Below are 20,213 nucleotides of genomic sequence, written 5' to 3'. Positions count from 1 at the left end.
TATGTTTTTAGATGAAATAAAAAAATTAAAAACAATATTTTTAAAATTAATCCATCTCATTTAACACTAATATAATTTAACAACCTCGTATTAAAAGAAAATGTTAAGCAAAGGTAAAGATAACAACTCTAAATGAAATAATCTACATAGATTTTTACATTACCTTTAAATTTAACATTTCGAAATTAAACAAAATATAATTTTTCTTTCTTTTATCTTTGTGCTAATGTATAAAATTTTTCACATTTCAACTTAAGTTATGACAAAAGAAAACTTCACCCAGACAATCAATAGTGGATATTCCTTTAAAGGAGATTTTATTACTATCGGTGCTGCCAAATTTAATGAGGAAATTCAGCCTAATCACTTCATCAATATTCCTCTTAAAACCATTAATAGACACGGACTTATCGCTGGAGCTACCGGTACGGGTAAAACCAAAACTATACAAGTATTATCTGAACAGTTATCTGCAAAAGGTATTCCAATTTTAATGATGGACATCAAAGGAGACTTCAGTGGAATTGCTCAAGCTGGTACAGAAAATGAATTTATTAAGAATAGACATTCGCAAATGAACCTAACTTTTGCTGCGAGTAGCTTTCCTGTCGAATTGATGACTATTTCTGAACAGAATGGAGTTCGACTAAGAGCAACCTTGACAGAGTTTGGTCCAATACTGTTTAGTAGAATCCTTGATTTAAATGAAACTCAAAGTGGAATTGTATCTCTAATATTCAAATATTGTGATGATAAAAAATTACCACTTTTAGATTTAAAAGATTTTAAAAAGACATTACAATTCCTTACAAATGAAGGAAAAGAAGAAATAGAAGCCGATTATGGTAGAATATCTGCTTCTTCTACGGGAGCTATTATTCGCAAACTAATCGAAATCGAACAGCAAGGAGGAGAACTTTTCTTTGGTGAACCCTCTTTTGATATTCAAGATTTAATGCGTGTAGATGACAGAGGCTTCGGTTATGTGAATATCTTAAGACTAACGGATATTCAAGACAAACCTAAGTTATTCTCTACTTTTATGCTTAATTTACTTGCACAAGTTTACTCGCAAATGCCAGAACAAGGGGATAGCGGACAACCTGAATTAGTAATTTTTATAGATGAAGCTCACTTGATCTTTAATGAGGCAAGCAAAACATTACTCAATCAAATTGAAACTATTATAAAGCTAATTCGCTCTAAAGGTATTGGTATCTATTTTATTACCCAAAATCCCACAGATATCCCGAATGGTGTTCTCTCTCAATTGGGCTTAAAAATCCAACATGCACTACGCGCTTTTACTGAAAAAGACAGAAAAGCAATCAAAACAGCATCTGAAAACTTCCCCTCTACTGATTTCTACAAAACAAATGAGATCATTACTCAATTGGGAACAGGTGATGCTTTAGTTACAGCACTAAACGAAAAAGGGATACCTACTCCCTTGGCAGTTTGCGCCATGAGAGCTCCAATGAGTAGAATGGATATATTGTCACAAGCTGAAATAGATGATATTATATCTAAATCTAAACTAACACCTAAATACAACGAATACTTTGACAGAGAAAGTGCTTATGAAATACTTACCGCCAAATTAGAGCAATTAGAAAGTGAAAAAGAGAACAACAAAACTCCTTCCAAGACATCTTCTACCAGTTCTAAGTCAGACAACAGCGATTTGACAAAAGGCATTCTAAAAGTTGTCACAAGTGCTACCTTCATTAGAGGCGCTTTTGGAATCCTAAACAAGATGATGAACAACAACAAGAAAAAGAAATAATAGCAAAAAAGAGAAGGTTCTTACCTTCTCTTTTTTTATAATCTTTTTAGTATTTCCTTTTCAATCGCTTCCGTATCCCAAATCAATGCAATTTCTTCAATTTGCATGATATCATCCATTATACTCTTTTGTTTGTCTCCTATTTCTAATGCTTTGAGATAACTATCATCACTAAAAGTAACCCTATCGTAAAGAGGTAGCCAAAGTTTAGGGTACTTCTTAGAAAAGTTCACTTCTATTTTCTTCCTCAACAAAAACATAGTATCTGCCGTGGACGCACTCATTTCTTCAAAGTTGCGATAAGACAACTCTGCTATAGCATCCCCATTGGGTTTTCGATTTTCCTGATAAGCCTTAAATACTTCCTTCCAATTGCGTTCAGTACAATTGTCAATAATTCGACTTAAAACATAAATATCTTCCAAACCTGCATTTAATCCCTGCCCATAAAACGGCACTACAGCATGAGCTGCATCTCCTATCAGGGCAACTTTACCTTCATATACCCAAGGAAAACATTTCATGGTAACCAATGAATTTACAGGATTTTCTTGATATAAAGCTAAGTAATCAGGAATTAACTCTTTCACCTCAGAAAAGAAGGTTTCAAAAAACACTTCAATTTCCTCAACGGACTGAATACTCTCAAAGGACACCTTTCCTTTATACGGTAGAAACAGCGTACAAGTAAATGAACCATCGGTATTAGCTAAAGCGATAAACATAAAATCCTTTCTCGGCCATATATGGAATAGATTTGGCGAAAGTTTGTGTTTTCCAGCAGCATCTGCAGGTATGATAAACTCTTTATACCCCAATTCCAAATAAGACTGCTGATATTCGAACATACTTTGTTTCTGCATCCTATGGCGAACGCGTGAATAAGCTCCATCGGCACCAAAAATAACATCGTATTTAATTGACGTCCACTTATCTCTCTCTTCCTTAGCAGTGTACAAAAGTCCTTGATCTAAATCCACATCCCAAATAGGCGTATCAAAACAGAACTCAACTCCAAATCGCTCTGCAATAGTAATTAACTCTTTATTGAGATTTCCCCTGGATATTGCCCAGATAGCAGAATCACCATTTACGCTATAAGGTTGAATACTCTGTTGTTTGTCTATGGTATGTATAGCACGACTATGCATGGGAATTGCCAATTGTTTGACTTCATCTTCTATACCAATTTCCCTAAGCGTTTTCCACCCTCTATCAGACATTGCCAAATTGATTGATCTACCTTTAAAATCCATATTGCGTATATCAATACTTTTATCATAGACCACAACATCAAAGCCTTTTTGCTTTAAACTAATTGCCAGTACCACTCCAACTAACCCACTTCCCACAACAGCTATACTATTCATTCCTTTATTTTATTTGTTTTGTTATTAAAATCTCGAAACATTGTTTGATACTCTTTCTCTAAAAAATCAAACTTTCTCTACCTTTAAGTACCCCCTAAATCACAAGCCTAATGAAGCACTTACTATGGACAGCAGCCACTATCTTACTATCTTTTTGGTATATTATGCACTTTATATTCAAAACGGATAGTATGTTTAAACAGATCTTTTTAATTGCAGCAATAAGTATTGCAATATATAATATAATCATCAATCCCTATCCTAAAAAATAAGAGTCCCTAAGGGACTCTTATTTTTTTATAAAACTTTACTATTTCTTAAACTCTATCTTCTGACCTACAGATAAACCTTGTGATTTAGCAAAAGCGCCACACATGTGAAACAGCAGCCTTGCACCTACATTACCATCCCAATCATCATCACCTGGAGCAACCTCTACTAAGTCCATTCCAATAATCTGCTTGTTAGATTCTGATAATCGAGTAATCATATAAGTCGCTTGTTCATAAGTTAACCCTCCTGGTACTGGTGTACCTGTATTAGGACAATACCATGCTAATAGAGCGTCAATATCAAAACTAACAGCTACTTTTTCAGGTAATGAAGCAATTATTTGATCACATTTATCTTTCCAGCTCATTCCTTCAAACTCATCTTTCTTCAAATCTGCATCAGTATGCACTAGCACTCTACCATCTGCTTCTACTACTGTTGCTACTTCTTGTTCACAGAAATCGCGAATACCTACTTGTACTATTGTTTTTACTTGAGGTAACTTTAAAGTATTGAACATAATAGACGCATGCGAATACGTAAACCCTTCATAAGCATCTCTTAAATCCATATGCGCATCAAAGTGTAAAATACCGAAAGAATCGTGATGTTTTGCTAATGCATTGTAATATCCCAATGGAGTACTGTGATCTCCTCCTAATAATACTACGCGTTTTCCTTTTGCCATCCAGTAAGATACTTTCTCTTCTACTTCTTTGTGAAATTTATCACACACGGCATTAATTGTATCTAAATCTTTTTGCAACTCTGGTAAGTTCGCAATGTTCTCACCATTCTCAAGTGCTTCAATGATTGGCTGAGCCATTTCTTTATACTTTGCACTATCTGTTGCCCAATGTTCTGGAGCTTCATCTATATAAATACCCAATTTCCATAAATCAGGATATTGTTGGTGTAATAAGTCTACTTGATAAGAAGCTTCTAATATAGCTTCTGGCCCTTCTGACGCCCCGGCTCCATAACTTACTGTAACTTCCCAAGGTACAGGAACTACAATTACCTCACTCTCATCTGCTGTGAATGGAAGCCCATAAATTGTTGCATCAGCTAATCCTGGTTGAGAAGGATCGAAATTAGCTATCTTTTGCTGTTTTGTTGACATCTATATAGTTATTATTTTTTGCAAATTTAAAATTATAATTCAATCTCTAAAACTCTGATTAAAACTATATTATTCGACTTGCTTTCTTTAAAATCTGTCCAAAATTAAAAACGTCTTCATAAGAAGTATAAAGTGGTACTGGAGCAAGTCTAACCACATTCGGTTCACGCCAATCTACAATAACTCCTTGTTCCATAAGGTATTTAAATAAGTTCTTACCCTTACCATGTAGAAAGACAGACACCTGACTTCCTCTTTCTGATGAATTTTGAGGTGTTATTACTTCATAGGAGGCTTGTTCTTCATTTGCAATATCTTGCAGTACAAATTCCAAATAAGCCGTTATCTTATCCCTTTTCTCTATCAAAGCCTTCATACCAACCTCAGCAAACATTTCTACAGAAGCTAAATAGGGTGCTAAACTTAAAATAGAAGGATTACTAATTTGCCATCCGTCAGCAGAGTGAATAGGATCAAAATCTTGTTCCATTAAAAATCGCTTCTCTTTATTGTGTCCCCACCATCCACCAAGGCGAACAATACTTTCATCGTCGTGATAGCGCTCGTGAACAAAACACCCTGAAGCACTTCCTGGTCCAGCATTCATATATTTATAACTACACCATGCTGCAAAGTCAACATTCCACTCGTGTAATTTCAATTCAATATTTCCCGCAGCATGTGCCAAATCCCAACCAACTTTTGCCCCCTGTTCTTGAGCAGAAGCAGTTATCTTTTCAATATCTAAGACTTGGCCAGTATAGTAATTTAGTCCGCCCATTAACACTAAAGCCAACTCCTCACCTGCTTCCTCAATAGCAGCTAAAATATCTTCTGTTCTGAAATTGTGTTCTCCCTTTCTTCGCTTCACCTCAATAATAGTCTCTTTTGGATCTAATCCATGTACCTTCACTTGAGATTGAATCATATATTGATCACTTGGAAATGCCTTTTCTTCACAGATGATTTTATAGCGTTGTGCTGTTGGCTTGTAAAAGGAAATCATCATCAAATGCAGATTTACAGTCAGTGTATTCATAACTGTAATTTCTTCTGGAAGGGCTCCAACAATTGCACTTAAAGGCTCACGAAATCTTTCGTGATAATCCCACCAAGGTTTATCAGCATAAAAATGCCCCTCAACGGCCAACTCTCCCCAGTCCTTCATTACCTCATTTACATATTCAACAGCTCTTTTGGGCTGTAATCCAAGCGAATTACCTGTAAAGTAAATAGCATCCTTTCCATTTACTTTTGGAAAGTTAAATTCGCTTCTGTACTTAGCAAGGGGATCTTTTTCATCCAAACTCTTGGCATAAGCAAGTATATTCTTAAAAGTCATGATATATAGAGTGTTTTCAATAACTATTAACTGTAAATTTAATCCTTTTTAAACAAACAAACTCCTAAATATAAGATAAAACCCTCCTTCGTATTTGACATAAAAAAAGCCTTTGAGAGACTCAAAGGCTTTTTAAATTATCATTTAATCTACTATAGGATCAACATTGCGTCTCCGTATGAATAGAATTTATATTTCTCTTTTACAGCTAAATCATAGGCTTTCATCATAAGATCATGACCACAAAAAGCAGAAATCATCATTAATAAAGTCGATTTAGGCATATGGAAGTTTGTCACCATACAGTTTGCAATACTAAAATCGTATGGAGGGAAAATAAATTTATTAGTCCAACCCACAAACGGATTTAATGTTTGATTAGAAGAAACTGAACTTTCTAATGCACGCATACAAGTTGTACCAATCGCACATACGCGTTTCTTATTAACTTTAGCTTCATTTACGATATCACAACATTCTTGATTGACAAACATCTCCTCAGAATCCATCTTATGTTTAGATAAATCCTCTACTTCAACTGGGTTGAATGTCCCTAAACCAATATGTAAAGTTACCTCAGCAAACTTAATTCCCTTAATTTCTAAACGCTTCATTAAGTGTTTAGAGAAGTGAAGACCTGCAGTCGGTGCAGCTACTGCCCCTTCTTCGGTCGCATATATTGTTTGGTATCTCTCTGCATCCTCTGGCACAACCTCGCGATTAATGTATTTAGGAATTGGCGTTTCTCCTAATTCTTGCAATTTAAATCTAAATTCTTCATAAGAACCATCATATAAAAAGCGCAGTGTTCTACCTCTTGAAGTCGTATTATCAATTACTTCTGCCACAAGAGAATCATCATCACCAAAATATAGTTTATTTCCAATACGTATTTTACGGGCTGGATCAACTAAAACATCCCATAAACGTTGTTCTGCATTTAACTCTCTCAATAAAAAAACCTCGATTCTTGCTCCAGTTTTTTCTTTATTACCATATAGACGTGCAGGAAAAACTTTCGTATTATTCAATACCATAACATCTCCTTCGTCAAAATAGTCGATTAAGTCTTTAAATAATTTATGTTCTATGTTTCCAGTTTTACGGTCCACCACCATTAAACGTGCCTCATCTCTGTTCTCAGATGGGAACTCTGCTAATAACTCAGCTGGCAAATCAAAATTAAAGTTTGATAACTTCATTGAATACGCTTTTAATATTTAATTACACAAAGACTTTTTGCTTTCGCAAAAGAATTTGCAAATATACAACCTCAACATAGGGGTTGTCAAGTATTTGCCCATATTTTTCTTTTATCCCTTATTGTTCTTGAACTTGAAAACCTAATTTCTGCAAATCATCCCAATAACTAATAAAAGATTTTGTTACCACTTCAGCCTCATTAATCATGAGATTGGTCTTTAGCGCCAATGGAGCAAACGCCAAAGCCATACGGTGATCTTGGTAAGTATCAATAGAAATATTTGGGCGAATCTCTTTTGAAGCTTCTAATGTTAAATTTTCATCATCAACCGAAATAGTAGCCCCTAATTTTGACAACTCTGTTTTTAGAGCTAATAATCGATCCGTTTCTTTAATTTTCAAAGTGTGCAAACCAGACATACGACAGTCAATCCCTAAGCCAAAACAAGTCACTGCAATTGTCTGTGCTAAATCTGGCGTTTCTATCAAATTAGCTTCGAAAGCTGTATTTACATGTTTGACCTTAGTAAGTTCTATTGTAGCGTCAGCTTGATATGAAGTGTTTACTCCTAACTGTTCATACAATAGTGCAACTTTGCTATCTCCTTGCAAACTCTCCTCCTTATAACTTGACAACTGAATCTTAGTTCCTATCTCAGACAAAGCAATCATAGAATAAAAATAAGATGCAGATGACCAATCAGATTCTACTACAAAGTTAGTTTCCACAATTTGCTCAATAGGATATACATGTATAACATTATCTTCAAAAAACACTTTTGCCCCCAATTTTCTGAGCAATTGCAGAGTCATCTCAATATATGGACGAGAAGTTACCTCACCGATCAAATGCAGTTCCATTCCCTTTTCAAGTTTGGTTCCAATCAGCAATAGTGCAGTAATATATTGACTACTCACATTTGCTGGAAGTGTTATTTTTCCACCTTCAGAAAGATGACCTTTGATTTTCAATGGGGGAAATCCCTCTTTATTTACATAGGTAATCTCAGCGTTCAATTGCCTTAATGCTTCTACTAAAACCCCTATAGGTCTTTCTTGCATTCGACTACTCCCCGTTAATACGACTTCACGAGTAGTACATAAAGAATAATACGCAGTCAAAAAACGCATCGTAGTACCTGCATGGTGAATATCAACAAGTTCTCCTTTAGATTCTAAGGCTTGTTCCATAGCTCGCACATCATCAGCATCAGATAAGTTACCTATCTGTAATTTGTCAAATAGCTGTTTTAAAATCAACAGGCGGTTACTCTCAGACTTACTACCTGAAATAAAGAGATGCTGATTCGTGGCTAATTGCGTTTGAGGAAGAAATACTTTCACGCTTTATATTTTATTTTAATTTTTCATTATTATGATGACGATCGTGATCCCTCTTTGTCTTCAAGTCCATTTTCTTATCAAATGCCTCTTGTAGATTCACACCAGTCTGATTTGCCAAACACAGTACAACAAAGACTACATCTGCTAATTCTTCACCTAAATCCTTATTTTTATCACTCTCTTTTTCAGATTGCTCACCATAACGTCTTGCAATAATTCGCGCAACTTCTCCTACTTCTTCCGTAAGCTGAGCCATATTAGTTAACTCGTTAAAATAGCGTACGCCGTGTTCTTTGATCCAACTATCTACAGCTTTTTGTGCATCTTGTATATTCATTATTTACTTTTTTTTAAAAATCTTATATTTCAACCATTTATCGTAGATAACCATTAGCACCATAAACACCAAGTATTTAAATGCAAAATTCATTAAACAGATTTCATCTCCTTTCAAGGCACATGAAACTTCATCTGTCATAACCCAAGTTAGGATTACAAATATTACGGTAAAGAAACTGTATTTTACTAATGTACTCATTATTCTTTATTTTGACTATCTATTACAATTGTGACTGGGCCATCATTCAGTAATTCTACTTTCATATCTGCCCCAAACTCACCTGTTTGTATTTTTTTTCCTAAATCACTTTCAAGTTTATTAATAAACTTTTCATACATCGGAATAGCAAAATCTGGTTTAGAAGCTCTGATATAAGAAGGTCTATTTCCTTTTTTAGTAGAAGCGTGCAGCGTAAACTGACTTACTAATAATACCTCCCCTTCTACTTCTTTTACAGATTTATTCATCACTCCATTTTCATCTTCAAAAATACGCAAATTCACAATCTTTCCTGATAGCCAATTAATATCTTCCTCAGTATCTACATCTTCTACTCCTACTAAAACAAGAAGCCCTTTGTCAATCTCTCCTATTTTATTTCCCTCTACGGTAACAGACGCTCTGGTCACACGCTGGATTACTACTTTCATTTTTTTATTTTAATCTATTACTTACAAACTTAAAAACTTTCTAAAGTTATACCTTATATTACCTTTATTTATTTTGATAACAAATGATTAAAAACACACTGTTTACAAACGGAGATTCCTGCCTACCTAATCGAATTACAAGCTACTTTCAAAAATTACATTAGGCTAAACCCTGTTTTTATAATATCTTAGAGGCTATCAAATTTTTTAGTAGAATCAACATAAAATTTACTTTAGTCTATGAAGTTAAAATCCATATTAGCGCTATTTGTAGTTAGTACAACTATCACATTTGCACAGACAAAACAAGTTCTAATTGAGAACGTCAGAATCCTGAATCACGAAACTGCCTCTCTAACAGAGCCAATGAATGTATTGGTTAATGGGCAAACGATAGAAAAAATTAGTCCTAAAACCATCTCTGTAAAAGGTAATGACGTTACTAAAATCAATGGTCAAGGCAAGACTCTTATGCCTGGGTTAATCGATGTACACGTACATATGGTATTTGGAGCGTTAACTATGGAGCAAATGATGTCGCCTACAGCTACTCCTGAAAGCTTGATGAAAGAGGTAGCTACTGGAGCACACAGTATGCTAATGCGTGGGTTTACAAGCGTGAGAGATGCTGGTGGACCAATATTCCCATTAAAAGCAGCTATTGATGCAGACAAGACTGCAGGTCCACGTATTTGGCCTTCAGGAGCTACGATCAGTCAGACTGCAGGACATGGAGACTTTAGAACTCCTAATGAGCGCTCAAGACGCTTCTTCGGAAAGCCTTCTCGTGCTGAAGAAATGGGGGCTACTTTTATAGCAGATGGACGTGATGAAGTACTTACTGCTACAAGAGAGAACCTACGCTTCGGGGCAAGTCAGATCAAAGTGATGGCAGGTGGAGGTACTTCTTCTGCTTATGACCCCATCGATGTGACACAATACACTTTTGACGAAATCAAAGCAGCTGTAGATGCTGCGGAAGATTGGGGTACTTATGTTATGGTACACGCCTATACACCCAGAGCTGTACAACGCGCTATCGAAGCAGGTATAAAATCTATCGAACACGGTCAGATGTTGGATGAAGAAACCTTGAAAATCATGAAAGACAAAGGTATATGGCTAAGCTTACAGAACCTAATGGACAACAATGATAATATGGATGCCCAACGCAAAGAAAAACGCAAACCTGTATTAGAAGGTCAAGACAAAGTATGGCCATTAGCCAAACAATTAGGTGTCAAACTGGCTTGGGGAACTGACTTCTTATTCGAACCAGAATTAAATAAAGAACAAAACGAATATATCCTGCGTTTACAAAAATGGTTTACAAATGCTGAGATTCTAAAAATGGTGACGCAAGATAATGCCGAATTATTACAACTATCTGGCTTACGCAGCCCATATCCAGGAAAACTTGGGGTAGTAGAAGAAAATGCTTATGCAGACTTATTATTAGTCGATGGAAACCCACTTAAAGATTTATCACTTATTGCTAATCCTGAGAAGAATTTTATCGTGATTATCAAAGGTGGGAAAATCTATAAGAATACTACCTCTACTAAAAAATAAAAATTGTTTTACCATACATTGCAAGGACTGCCTAATAAGCAGTCCTCTTTTTTTATGGGAAATATTCATCACTCTTATCCCTTTTCAAATGAAATCAAGAAGAGGTGCTAATTGAATCCATTGCTATCTAATAGACAGAGTTTCATTCCTCCTCTAAATTGCTATTGCTTTACTTCTAAGGTTATGAGCAAGATTACATCCCGCTTATTTGACTATCTCATTGAATATTAGTCTATATCATAGTATAATGATAGTATAATAATCACATCGTGGTCGCATAATAAAAAGCAAAAAACATGCGATCACTATGCCATCAGATCGCGATCACTATGCGACCACTTCCAATAAAAATATAACAAATCGTTTATACTTATCAATTTCCCTTGTATACAATCTATTTAATAACTCCTTTGAAATGGGATCGTTTTCTTGTAAAAAACAGATTTTCACCTCTCTTTTGTCTTCGAATTTATCAAGCTAATTATTATAACTATTCTTAAAAGTCCAAAATATAACACTACTACTATCCCAAACGCAACTCAAAGAAGTAGGCCAAACTACTCTAAATAATAGTTTATTAAATATACCATAGACAAAGATTACACACAACTAAAAAACAACACATTATCTAAACAAAACAGTTTATGCTTCAAGCGAAAGTGACAAACAAATAGTTCGCAATTTATCCACTACTAAAATCTATCTAATCTAAATAAAGTCATTATCTATTTTGAAAAGCAAAAAAACTCTTTACTTTTGCGCTTTAATTTAGAATTAGTCTTAATTATATTTAACTATTATGTTACTCACATCTAAACGGACGATTACCTTACTTGTAATCAGTTTACTCTGTGCTATAGGGGTCTATGCACAACAACCTGTCTTTACAGGTAAGATTATTGATTTAGAAACCCGAAAAGGAATTGATACGGCTATAATCACCGTATTAGCCTCAGGAGATACTTTCTTTACCAATGAAAAAGGAGAGTTCGCAATTCCTGAATTATATCACTCCTCAGTCATCATCAGTCGTTACGGCTACGAAAACTTAGAAACGAAACTGAAAAAAGGAGAACAAACCATCCGTTTACTTTCCAACGTCAAACAACTAGACGAATTAATCATACACAAATCCACGAATATCAACGATATCGATATTCGAAATAGCACAGGTTCTGTCATCACAGTAGACATGACACAACTAAGCCAACGCTCTGAGTTAGACATGGCAAAGCTATTACAAGGTCAAGTACCAGGCTTGACAGTCAATTTTTCGGGAGAATTAGGTCAAAAGCCAGAGATACGCCTTAGAGGTAATTCTTCCTTTTCTTATACAGGTAGTGCTAATGAACCACTATTTGTTATGGATGGTATTATTATCTCAACAGAAACCTTTATGACGCTTAACCCTAACGACTTTAGTACAATCAAGGTACTAAAAGACGCACCTGCTACTGCTCTATATGGAATCAAAGCGGCTAATGGAGTCATAGAATTAACTTCGAAGAGAGGCTTCGAAGGCAAACCAGTAGTGAGCTTCTCGATGAAACAAGGAATTACTTTTAGAGGTGAACGCCCTGCGCGTATGATGGGAACAGAAGAAAAACTCGCTTTCGAAGAACGCATCCAAAAAGCTGGTTCTCCTGGTTATATCAATTCTGCTAAATACATCAACAGTCTATATGCTAATAGCCCAAATCTGCAACAAGAATTAGCACGTGGAGCTAAAACATTGGATTCCTTAAAACAAATCAACACAGACTGGTTTAAAGAGTTAATCAGACCCAATATCTTTCAAGCTTATAACTTAGGAGTACGCGGAGGAACAGAAAAAAGTACGTATTTCTATTCCCTGAACTACAGTAAACAAGGAGGTCGTATTCCAGGTAATGATATCAATCAACTAACCGCACGTGCCAATTTAGATTATATGTTAGCACACAACTTTAGGTTGTCTTTAAACAATAGTTTTGGTCTGTCTACGGCGAATACAGAAAACGGCATGAGTAATGACCCTACCTCATTAGCATTTACACTCAACCCATACGAATCTAAAGATTCAAAAAAATTATTTAGTCAAAATTCTAATCTCAGCTATCAAGATTTGATCAACCAATACAAACAGAAGACAACGACTAAACGCTTTAGTTCCTCTGTGGTCATGCACTGGGATATCTTGCCAGAGCTGAATATATCGGGTGTATTAGGTGGTGATTACAGCATCGCAGAAAAAAACCAACGCATTCTATCTACGGCCTATAGTCAAAAACAAATACCTCTAAACGCACAAGGGTATATCAGTGAAAGTGATAACAAGATATTTGACTTCTCTTCTAATATCCGCGCCAACTATCAAAAGCAATTTGGAGATCACAACTTATTTGTTGGAGTAAACATGGATTATTACACAACACAAATTAAAGATCTACAAGCAAGTGGATATGGAATATCAGACGACGTCAATAGTCTCTCTGGTATTAACAATGGCTTGACTGGTACTTATGCACCAAAAGCCAGCGGTAATAAAATTAAAAATACTCAACTCGGTTTCGGGTTAGCCTTAGGATATAACTACCAGAATACATATGATTTTTATGCCAGTATTAAAAGAGATGGATCTTCTATTCTCCCAAGTAATAAGCGATGGAATGATGCCTGGTCTACAGGTATAGGTTGGACACCAAGTGAATATGACTTTTTTAAAAAACAAGATCTATTAACTTCTCTTAAATTTAAGGCCTCATTAGGTTATACAGCAAGTATGACAGGAATCGTCCCAAGTGCGATAAACACAACTTATTCAAATACCAATAGCTTTTATGGAGAATACCGCGTTCTACAACTAATGGGGTTACCCAATAGGAGTCTAAAACCTCAACAGACATACAGTACCAATATAAGCATGGATTTAGGTTTTGTGGGGAGATTTAATTTATTGACATCCTTTTATAGCAACCTAACTAAAGAGGCCATATTCGCTACGCCTATAGCTTCAAGTAATGGATTTCAGACATATACCAAAAATATAGGAGAAATAGAAAATGCGGGAGTTGAGTTCTTGCTAAGTGGAGATATTGTACGCCTGTCAGACTTCAAATGGAATACAGCTGCTTCCATATCTTACAACAAGAATACTGTCAAAAGACTATATGGAACAGATAAAATCTATAATTCACCTACCGCAGTAATGCCTGAGTACGAAGTAGGCAAACCTTTAGGTATAATCTACGGTATTCACGACAATGGAATACACCCTATTACAGGGCTGCCAGAATATGTAGACAGCAATAACAATATCATCATTTACAATGCCCCTTTACAAAAGACTTATTATAGAGACTATGGAAATAGCATTGCTCCTTACCAAGGATTCTTTAATAACTATTGGTCATATAAAAACTGGTCTCTTGCTGTAAATATTAACTATGGATTAGGAGGAAAAGCAGTACAAAGCCAACAATATGTACGCGATCTATCTAGTTCAAATCAAAATGCTTTGGCTGGTCAATTAGACAATATGTGGTTTGAAATAGGAGATGAAAACAAAACTTATCCAATGAAAGATATGCCCAGCAGTGTCTTTAACTTATACAAACAACCCAGTTCAAGAAAAATATACAAGACAGATTATATCAAACTTAATTATATCCAATTAGGGTATAGTATTCGAAACAACAGTTTTGTCAATAAATATTTTAAAACACTACAAATAAATATTCAGGCAGATAACATATACACTTATCGCTTTGAAAAAGATAGAGGAAACTTAAAAGACGTCGTTCAACCCATTTTAACCTTTTCACTTAACGCCACATTCTAATGATAAAATATATACTATCAGCCTTGACGGTTCTGTCAATCAGCTCTTGTTCCTTAGATGTCAAAAATGAACAAGAAATATCAGGTGATGACATCATCAATACAACCCAAAAAGCAACCTCTGTATTGGCTCAAGCTTACAAGGAACTACCTGTAAATGGAAGTACATTTACACTATTAAGCGAAGACCTACAGCCAACTTATCTCATAGAATATAATAGCAATGCTAAGCAACACTATACTTGGAATGAGATAGCCCTAAAGACCTTAGCCAATAGTCAATGGGATAGTTATTACAGCGCAATGGTTCACTTAAATGCACTTTTAAATACAGAAGCACACATTAGAGACAAAGGGACTGACTGGGATTACATCAAAGGAAATGCCTTAGTACTTAAAGCGTATATCTACTTTGATCTACTACAGCTATACAGCACGCGATATAATCCAGAAGCTCCAGGAGTGTTGAGAAAGGATGAGCTAAAAATAGAATCCAACAAAAGGTTAACACAAAGTGAATCTATTCAATATATAGAGAGGATGTTACAAGAAGGTATCTCTTTAATGGATAGTTATGCAGCGCAAAAAATATACTTTATCACTACTCAAGCCGCTAAACAATTAGAGATCAAAATTGCGTTATACCAAGGACAATACGACAAGGCAGAAGCTTTAGCCACTGCGCTATTAAGCGAATCCGCTCCACTTCCAAATACTGCTGAGACATATGCTTCGCTTTGGAAATACAAAGACAACTCGCCTACAAGGCAAGTGTATTGGGCTTACGATTTCAGAGAAAATCCCAATCATTACCTAACTACAACAACCGATGGTGATATTATGCAAATACATTTCTTAAATAAGTTTGAAGAAAGTGACATGAGATATACAATATCTCAGTTCTTTTATGACATGAAAGCACAAGGTATAGCCTCAAGTACAAGAGCTCTATTGGGCAAATACAAATCTAACTATAATGACAAAGAAGAACAACGCATCATCTTATCGAGAAATACAGAAACTTACTTTCTATTGTTAGAAAGCTTAATCGAGCAAAATAAAATAGCACAAGCAATATCACTCTACAATGATTTTAAAACTTCTGTACACAGTGAAACTATCACAGATTCTCCTTCTCAACAAGTACTAAGACTACTCTTTAGAGCAGAAAAACAAAAGGAATTCATAGGTGAAAAAACTAATTACTTTGACCTAAAAAGGTGGAATACCAATATCGCGAGATATGAATCTGATTCTAATAAAAAATCCAATACCATAGAAGCTACAGATTTTCGCTGGACATGGCCTATACCAACTGCTGAAATTCGCCTTAATAACAACCTGGTACAAAATGATGGATGGCAGTCAATAGAACTTTAAGATTACTAAAATGAAACACTACTTAACGATATTTACGGGAATACTCTTGAGTTTATTTACCTTGAGCTGTACACAAGACGACAATCAGCTACAAGGCTATACGGGAGAGAACAGAATTGTCTTACAGCCAAACGGGACTCACATCTTACAAGATAACAGTACAGATGAAGTAACTGTCAATGTCTTCTTGGTTAATTCAATCACAGAAGCCGTTACACTGGAGTTCGCATTAGAAAACAATACGATAGATGGTAAAGATATTCTTACCATTGAAAATCCTATTATACAGTTTGCTCCAAAAGAGAAAAAAGCACAACTAAAAATAAAGAGTTCATCAAGACAACTTTTAAGTGATGAAACCACAATCACTATAAAACTAATCAACAATACAAGCAAACTCCCCTTAGATAAAGAGGTACAACTATTAGTCACCCCTATCAAAAAGGTAGAAGCACTAACAGATAAACAAATTGAATTACTCGATGGTTATAAACGAAAGGGATTAGATCTTTATCCATTAATGGGAGAGATTAAAGTGAATACTACAATCAACTTTCCTGGAGGTGCTAATCTCGAAACTATGTATCAAGCAGAAACTTCCCAAATAAATGGAATTACCACTATCACATTAAGCGATAAATCTACACCTGAACAACCAGTATTAAAAATGGTGTCTAATCCTATGGGGATAGAAGGGTATTTATATAAACTACAGCGGTTGCTTACGATAGATGACAACGAGTTTTGGACTCAAGTACCTGCCTCTCAACACATCATGAATTTGATCAACCTAAGTGCTACCAGCAAGGAAACTTTTGAAGTAGAATTAGACGATATATACATAGATTTAAAGACTAGAAAGCTATCATATACTAAAACCTTCCAAGATATATGGGGAGATGATTATACGATTGTACCATTTCAGTTTAAATACAGTGCATGGGATAGACTTAAGAAACTCTTAGACGAAGGAAATCCCCTTGCTATAGAAAACACAGAAATGGGAGGTACTGTAAACCCGTCATACTATCTCAATAATCAGGATATACAAGAAGATTATTACGATATGGGAGAAGGAGGTAACTACAGAACGACATCGGCTACATTAACAGATACGCATCTTAACTTTCAGTTCATCATAGGGCATGAACATGCAAATGACTACATCTTATTCACTGTTGAATACAAACTAAAATAATGAAACGTACTCAAATACTATATTTCTTTGCTTTAGTACTTTGCCCCCTGTTTGCAGTTGGGCAAGATACTTTATCTCCATTGCCTAAAGCAGATAATGCAATTTATGGTACATTAGACAATGGGCTAAACTATATTATCCATCCTATACCTCAACAGAAGACGGAATATCGTCTGGTCTTAAATGTAGGATCACTACAAGAACGAGATGATGAACAAGGATATGCACACTTCTTAGAACACATGCTTTTTAATGGTAGTGATGACTTTCCAGGTAGACAAGCCATTGATACATTACAGCGTTTAGGGTATCGCTTTGGCCGAGATATCAATGCTTATACTACCTATGAGCGTACTGTGTATGAATTATCCCTGCTCGATCAAAGTCAACAAAATTTAGCGATTACTATATTGGCGAACTTCTTAGGCAAAGCACACCTTAACACAGAGGATATTGAGAAAGAGAAGAGGATCGTCATCCAAGAAATTAAGGACTTTGGGACAGCATCCGTTTTTAACAAAAAAAAGTTGGAAGGTAGTCAACACGCACATCGATTGCCTATCTCAAGTATAGAAAACATTAAAGTACTAGACGCAAAAAGGTTAAAGGCATTTTATAAGCAATGGTACTCACCTTCTCTCGCTACTATAATTATCACAGGAAATGTAAATCCAACAGAAGCTATACAACAGATTGAAACGAGTTTCAGCTCGTTTAAAGGGAACTCTACTTTAATGCGATCTCAAAGTTGGGATACCTTCTCCCCTTCATTTGACAATGCATTAGAAATAGTAAACACCTCAGATACTCGTACTAATAAGGTTGAAATTATTCGTTTTAATAGTGCTCCCTTTTTATCTACTAAAGAAGGGTTTAAAGAACACACTATTGCACAATTGTATAAACAATGGTTAAGCAAGAAGCTTCGCCAAGCCAAGACACATACCTCTGCTCATAGCACGTGGTATCTACCTAATAAAAATGAGGATGTCATAGAAATAACTGCCAAAACAAAGGAAGAACTATCTACTCGCATCCACTTAGTAGCAAGTGTGCTAAATACAATGAGTTTAAAGGGAATTCACAAAGAAGAATTAGAAGCTTATAAACAGCACTTGCTCAATCAATCTGCTATTTCTACTGAGGAGGATGCATACTTCTTAGCTAATAACTATATAGACCAAGTCGTTGTGAATAGTCATTACTTGACAGATCGACACAAAATTCAATTATTAGAAGAAATTCTATCGACAATCACAGCAAATGATCTTGTAGTAAAACACGAAAATACATGGTCGGTAGATAGACAAAATTTGTACTTATGCACCGTAAATAGCAATATCTTCTCAATTCATTCTATTCAAGAATTAAATGACTCCTGGAATGAAGGCAAGACTAAAACACTCCTCTTTAAAGACAAAAAAGAAAAGAAAAAACAAGAAAGAACACAAGGTTCGTTTCACTGGAAGACGATGCCTCCTATAGTTAAATCAAATGATAATGCCGTTGTAAAAGAGCATATTTACAACCACATTGGGGTAACTGAATTAACCTTAGCAAACGGTCTACGCATTGGTATTAAACCCACTCATGCTACGGATAATAATATCATACTCACTGTCTTTACCAGAAATGGCTTAAATCTTATCCAGGAACAAGAGCAAAAGTATTATCAAGACGCCAGTTACTTTATTGACTCTGCATGGATTCATGGCCTAACTAAAGATGGGTACTTACAAGTGGGAGCTGATAGAGAGGTATCCACACTGGTAAGCCTCTCTAATGAGGCAACTATTGTCAATACTTCAAGTAGATTAGGACATATTAGAGATATGTTTGAATGGACCTACCGCAAAATGTATGATTACATAGAACCAAAAGAGGATTTTAATGAATATATACAAGAGAGCATCGTGTCTTTAGAACATGAGCCTATACCTTCTACTTTATTAAACAATCCTTCTATTCAGCTCAGTCATCAAATAGAAGAATACAAAAAAGGAACGCCTTTTATTCAAGAAGAATTAAACACAATAGCAGATTGGCAAAAGGTTAAGTTAGAAAGCTTCTTTGAGCTTTATCAACAAACATTTGCAAACTTAGACCAAGTGTACATATTGATCTCTGGTAACTTTAATGTAGAAGATATAAAGGCTGAATCAATCGCATACTTTGGTAGTTTAGTTACTACGCCACATACTTCTTACCTAAAAGAAAACAACAAACCAAAGGCACAAATAAACGATATCAAGCGAGTGACTATACCAAGTGCAGATGTAGAACGCACTGAAGCAACACTTGTATTTAATGGAAGTATTAATCCAACACTCAAAGAAAGTATCCTTGCTCAGATGGTAAGAGAATTGTTTGACAATAAATTCTTACAGTTATCAAGGGAAAAAGAGGGATTAGTATATTCTCCTTCTTCTTCAATAGATGTTGCGATTTATCCAACGCCCAAAACGTCTGTTAGTCTATACTTTTCTGCAGCTTTATCCGATATAGAAAAGCTTGAAAACTTAGCTAAAGAGGTGATTCAGTCTATACAGACAAGACCAATATCAACAAAGGATTTAGATCAAATGAAATTAGCTGTACTCAACAACAAACAGCTTCATTTAACGGAATTCAGCACTTACCAGTGGATAGAAAAGCTGCGTGAAGTTCAGCTTAATTTTGGATCTTTGAAGGACTTTAATGACTATGAGAATATACTTAACAGCATTACCCCAAAGGATGTACTAAATACAGCAAATTCTATATTTGATAAGACTAATTACGGTGTATTCTTAGTTACACCAAAATAACATTCT

General features: G+C 35.3%; 14 protein-coding genes. 6 read left to right on the top strand and 8 right to left on the bottom strand.

Going from position 1 to position 20,213, the window contains the following annotated elements; translation table 11 throughout:
* The first annotated feature begins 259 nt into the window (after positions 1-259).
* A complete protein-coding gene (locus tag NWE55_RS10355; RefSeq protein ID WP_155091097.1) occupies positions 260-1,786 on the top strand; it encodes a helicase HerA-like domain-containing protein in 1,527 nt (508 codons plus the stop codon).
* Positions 1,787-1,821: 35 nt separating this feature from the next.
* Here NWE55_RS10355 and NWE55_RS10350 read toward each other — a convergent pair whose 3' ends face one another.
* The 8 genes from NWE55_RS10350 to dtd form a co-directional block, all read right to left on the bottom strand.
* Positions 1,822-3,156, bottom strand: coding sequence for an FAD-dependent oxidoreductase (locus tag NWE55_RS10350; RefSeq protein ID WP_160339530.1), 1,335 nt, complete (start codon positions 3,154-3,156; stop codon positions 1,822-1,824).
* A 310-nt stretch (positions 3,157-3,466) separates the two neighbouring features.
* The gene (locus tag NWE55_RS10345) at positions 3,467-4,552 is read right to left on the bottom strand and encodes an agmatinase family protein (protein WP_160339531.1); all 1,086 of its coding nucleotides are present in this window, start codon (positions 4,550-4,552) and stop codon (positions 3,467-3,469) included.
* A 64-nt stretch (positions 4,553-4,616) separates the two neighbouring features.
* Positions 4,617-5,894 carry a kynureninase gene (kynU, locus tag NWE55_RS10340; RefSeq protein ID WP_160339532.1) on the bottom strand — a complete coding sequence of 426 codons (1,278 nt, stop codon included), beginning with the start codon at positions 5,892-5,894 and terminating at the stop codon, positions 4,617-4,619.
* 152 nt (positions 5,895-6,046) lie between these two features.
* Positions 6,047-7,096, bottom strand: coding sequence for a tRNA preQ1(34) S-adenosylmethionine ribosyltransferase-isomerase QueA (gene queA, locus NWE55_RS10335; RefSeq protein ID WP_155091102.1), 1,050 nt, complete (start codon positions 7,094-7,096; stop codon positions 6,047-6,049).
* 118 nt (positions 7,097-7,214) lie between these two features.
* On the bottom strand, positions 7,215-8,441 hold the full coding sequence (locus NWE55_RS10330; protein WP_160339533.1) for a 3-phosphoshikimate 1-carboxyvinyltransferase: 1,227 nt from the start codon (positions 8,439-8,441) through the stop codon (positions 7,215-7,217).
* Between the two features lie 10 nt (positions 8,442-8,451).
* Complete coding sequence (locus NWE55_RS10325; protein ID WP_155091103.1) at positions 8,452-8,778, bottom strand: nucleotide pyrophosphohydrolase; 327 nt, start codon at positions 8,776-8,778, stop codon at positions 8,452-8,454.
* Between the two features lie 3 nt (positions 8,779-8,781).
* A complete protein-coding gene (locus tag NWE55_RS10320; protein WP_155091104.1) occupies positions 8,782-8,979 on the bottom strand; it encodes a hypothetical protein in 198 nt (65 codons plus the stop codon).
* Complete coding sequence (dtd, locus tag NWE55_RS10315; protein ID WP_160339534.1) at positions 8,979-9,431, bottom strand: D-aminoacyl-tRNA deacylase; 453 nt, start codon at positions 9,429-9,431, stop codon at positions 8,979-8,981. Before dtd ends, NWE55_RS10320 begins: the two co-directional genes overlap by 1 nt.
* Positions 9,432-9,671: 240 nt before the next feature.
* On the opposite strand from dtd, the gene NWE55_RS10310 reads away from it, so the two are divergent.
* The 5 genes from NWE55_RS10310 to NWE55_RS10290 all read left to right on the top strand — a co-directional run bounded on the left by NWE55_RS10310 (position 9,672) and on the right by NWE55_RS10290 (position 20,207).
* Complete coding sequence (locus NWE55_RS10310; RefSeq protein WP_258204046.1) at positions 9,672-11,003, top strand: metal-dependent hydrolase family protein; 1,332 nt, start codon at positions 9,672-9,674, stop codon at positions 11,001-11,003.
* 799 nt (positions 11,004-11,802) lie between these two features.
* Positions 11,803-14,823 carry a SusC/RagA family TonB-linked outer membrane protein gene (locus NWE55_RS10305; RefSeq protein ID WP_258204045.1) on the top strand — a complete coding sequence of 1,007 codons (3,021 nt, stop codon included), beginning with the start codon at positions 11,803-11,805 and terminating at the stop codon, positions 14,821-14,823.
* Positions 14,823-16,202: a RagB/SusD family nutrient uptake outer membrane protein gene (locus NWE55_RS10300; RefSeq protein WP_155091108.1), complete on the top strand. Its 1,380-nt coding sequence runs from the start codon at positions 14,823-14,825 to the stop codon at positions 16,200-16,202. The genes NWE55_RS10305 and NWE55_RS10300 overlap by 1 nt, the downstream gene beginning before the upstream one ends.
* Before the next feature lie 10 nt (positions 16,203-16,212).
* Positions 16,213-17,400, top strand: a complete 1,188-nt coding sequence (locus NWE55_RS10295; protein ID WP_155091109.1) for a DUF4929 family protein — start codon at positions 16,213-16,215, stop codon at positions 17,398-17,400.
* Complete coding sequence (locus NWE55_RS10290) at positions 17,400-20,207, top strand: M16 family metallopeptidase (RefSeq protein WP_155091110.1); 2,808 nt, start codon at positions 17,400-17,402, stop codon at positions 20,205-20,207. The genes NWE55_RS10295 and NWE55_RS10290 overlap by 1 nt, the downstream gene beginning before the upstream one ends.
* Positions 20,208-20,213 lie beyond the last annotated feature (6 nt).

The organism is Myroides albus, from assembly GCF_024722315.1.
Lineage (GTDB): Bacteria > Bacteroidota > Bacteroidia > Flavobacteriales > Flavobacteriaceae > Flavobacterium > Flavobacterium album_A.
This window is presented reverse-complemented; position numbering and strand designations above follow the sequence as displayed.

What these genes read in the sequence shown, in the direction of transcription:
- NWE55_RS10355 (WP_155091097.1), top strand. Translation starts at nt 260, where the DNA reads ATGACAAAAGAAAACTTCACCCAGACAATCAATAGTGGATATTCCTTT.
- NWE55_RS10350 (WP_160339530.1), bottom strand. Translation starts at nt 3,156, where the DNA reads ATGAATAGTATAGCTGTTGTGGGAAGTGGGTTAGTTGGAGTGGTACTG.
- NWE55_RS10345 (WP_160339531.1), bottom strand. Translation starts at nt 4,552, where the DNA reads ATGTCAACAAAACAGCAAAAGATAGCTAATTTCGATCCTTCTCAACCA.
- kynU (WP_160339532.1), bottom strand. Translation starts at nt 5,894, where the DNA reads ATGACTTTTAAGAATATACTTGCTTATGCCAAGAGTTTGGATGAAAAA.
- queA (WP_155091102.1), bottom strand. Translation starts at nt 7,096, where the DNA reads ATGAAGTTATCAAACTTTAATTTTGATTTGCCAGCTGAGTTATTAGCA.
- NWE55_RS10325 (WP_155091103.1), bottom strand. Translation starts at nt 8,778, where the DNA reads ATGAATATACAAGATGCACAAAAAGCTGTAGATAGTTGGATCAAAGAA.
- NWE55_RS10320 (WP_155091104.1), bottom strand. Translation starts at nt 8,979, where the DNA reads ATGAGTACATTAGTAAAATACAGTTTCTTTACCGTAATATTTGTAATC.
- dtd (WP_160339534.1), bottom strand. Translation starts at nt 9,431, where the DNA reads ATGAAAGTAGTAATCCAGCGTGTGACCAGAGCGTCTGTTACCGTAGAG.
- NWE55_RS10310 (WP_258204046.1), top strand. Translation starts at nt 9,672, where the DNA reads ATGAAGTTAAAATCCATATTAGCGCTATTTGTAGTTAGTACAACTATC.
- NWE55_RS10305 (WP_258204045.1), top strand. Translation starts at nt 11,803, where the DNA reads ATGTTACTCACATCTAAACGGACGATTACCTTACTTGTAATCAGTTTA.
- NWE55_RS10300 (WP_155091108.1), top strand. Translation starts at nt 14,823, where the DNA reads ATGATAAAATATATACTATCAGCCTTGACGGTTCTGTCAATCAGCTCT.
- NWE55_RS10295 (WP_155091109.1), top strand. Translation starts at nt 16,213, where the DNA reads ATGAAACACTACTTAACGATATTTACGGGAATACTCTTGAGTTTATTT.
- NWE55_RS10290 (WP_155091110.1), top strand. Translation starts at nt 17,400, where the DNA reads ATGAAACGTACTCAAATACTATATTTCTTTGCTTTAGTACTTTGCCCC.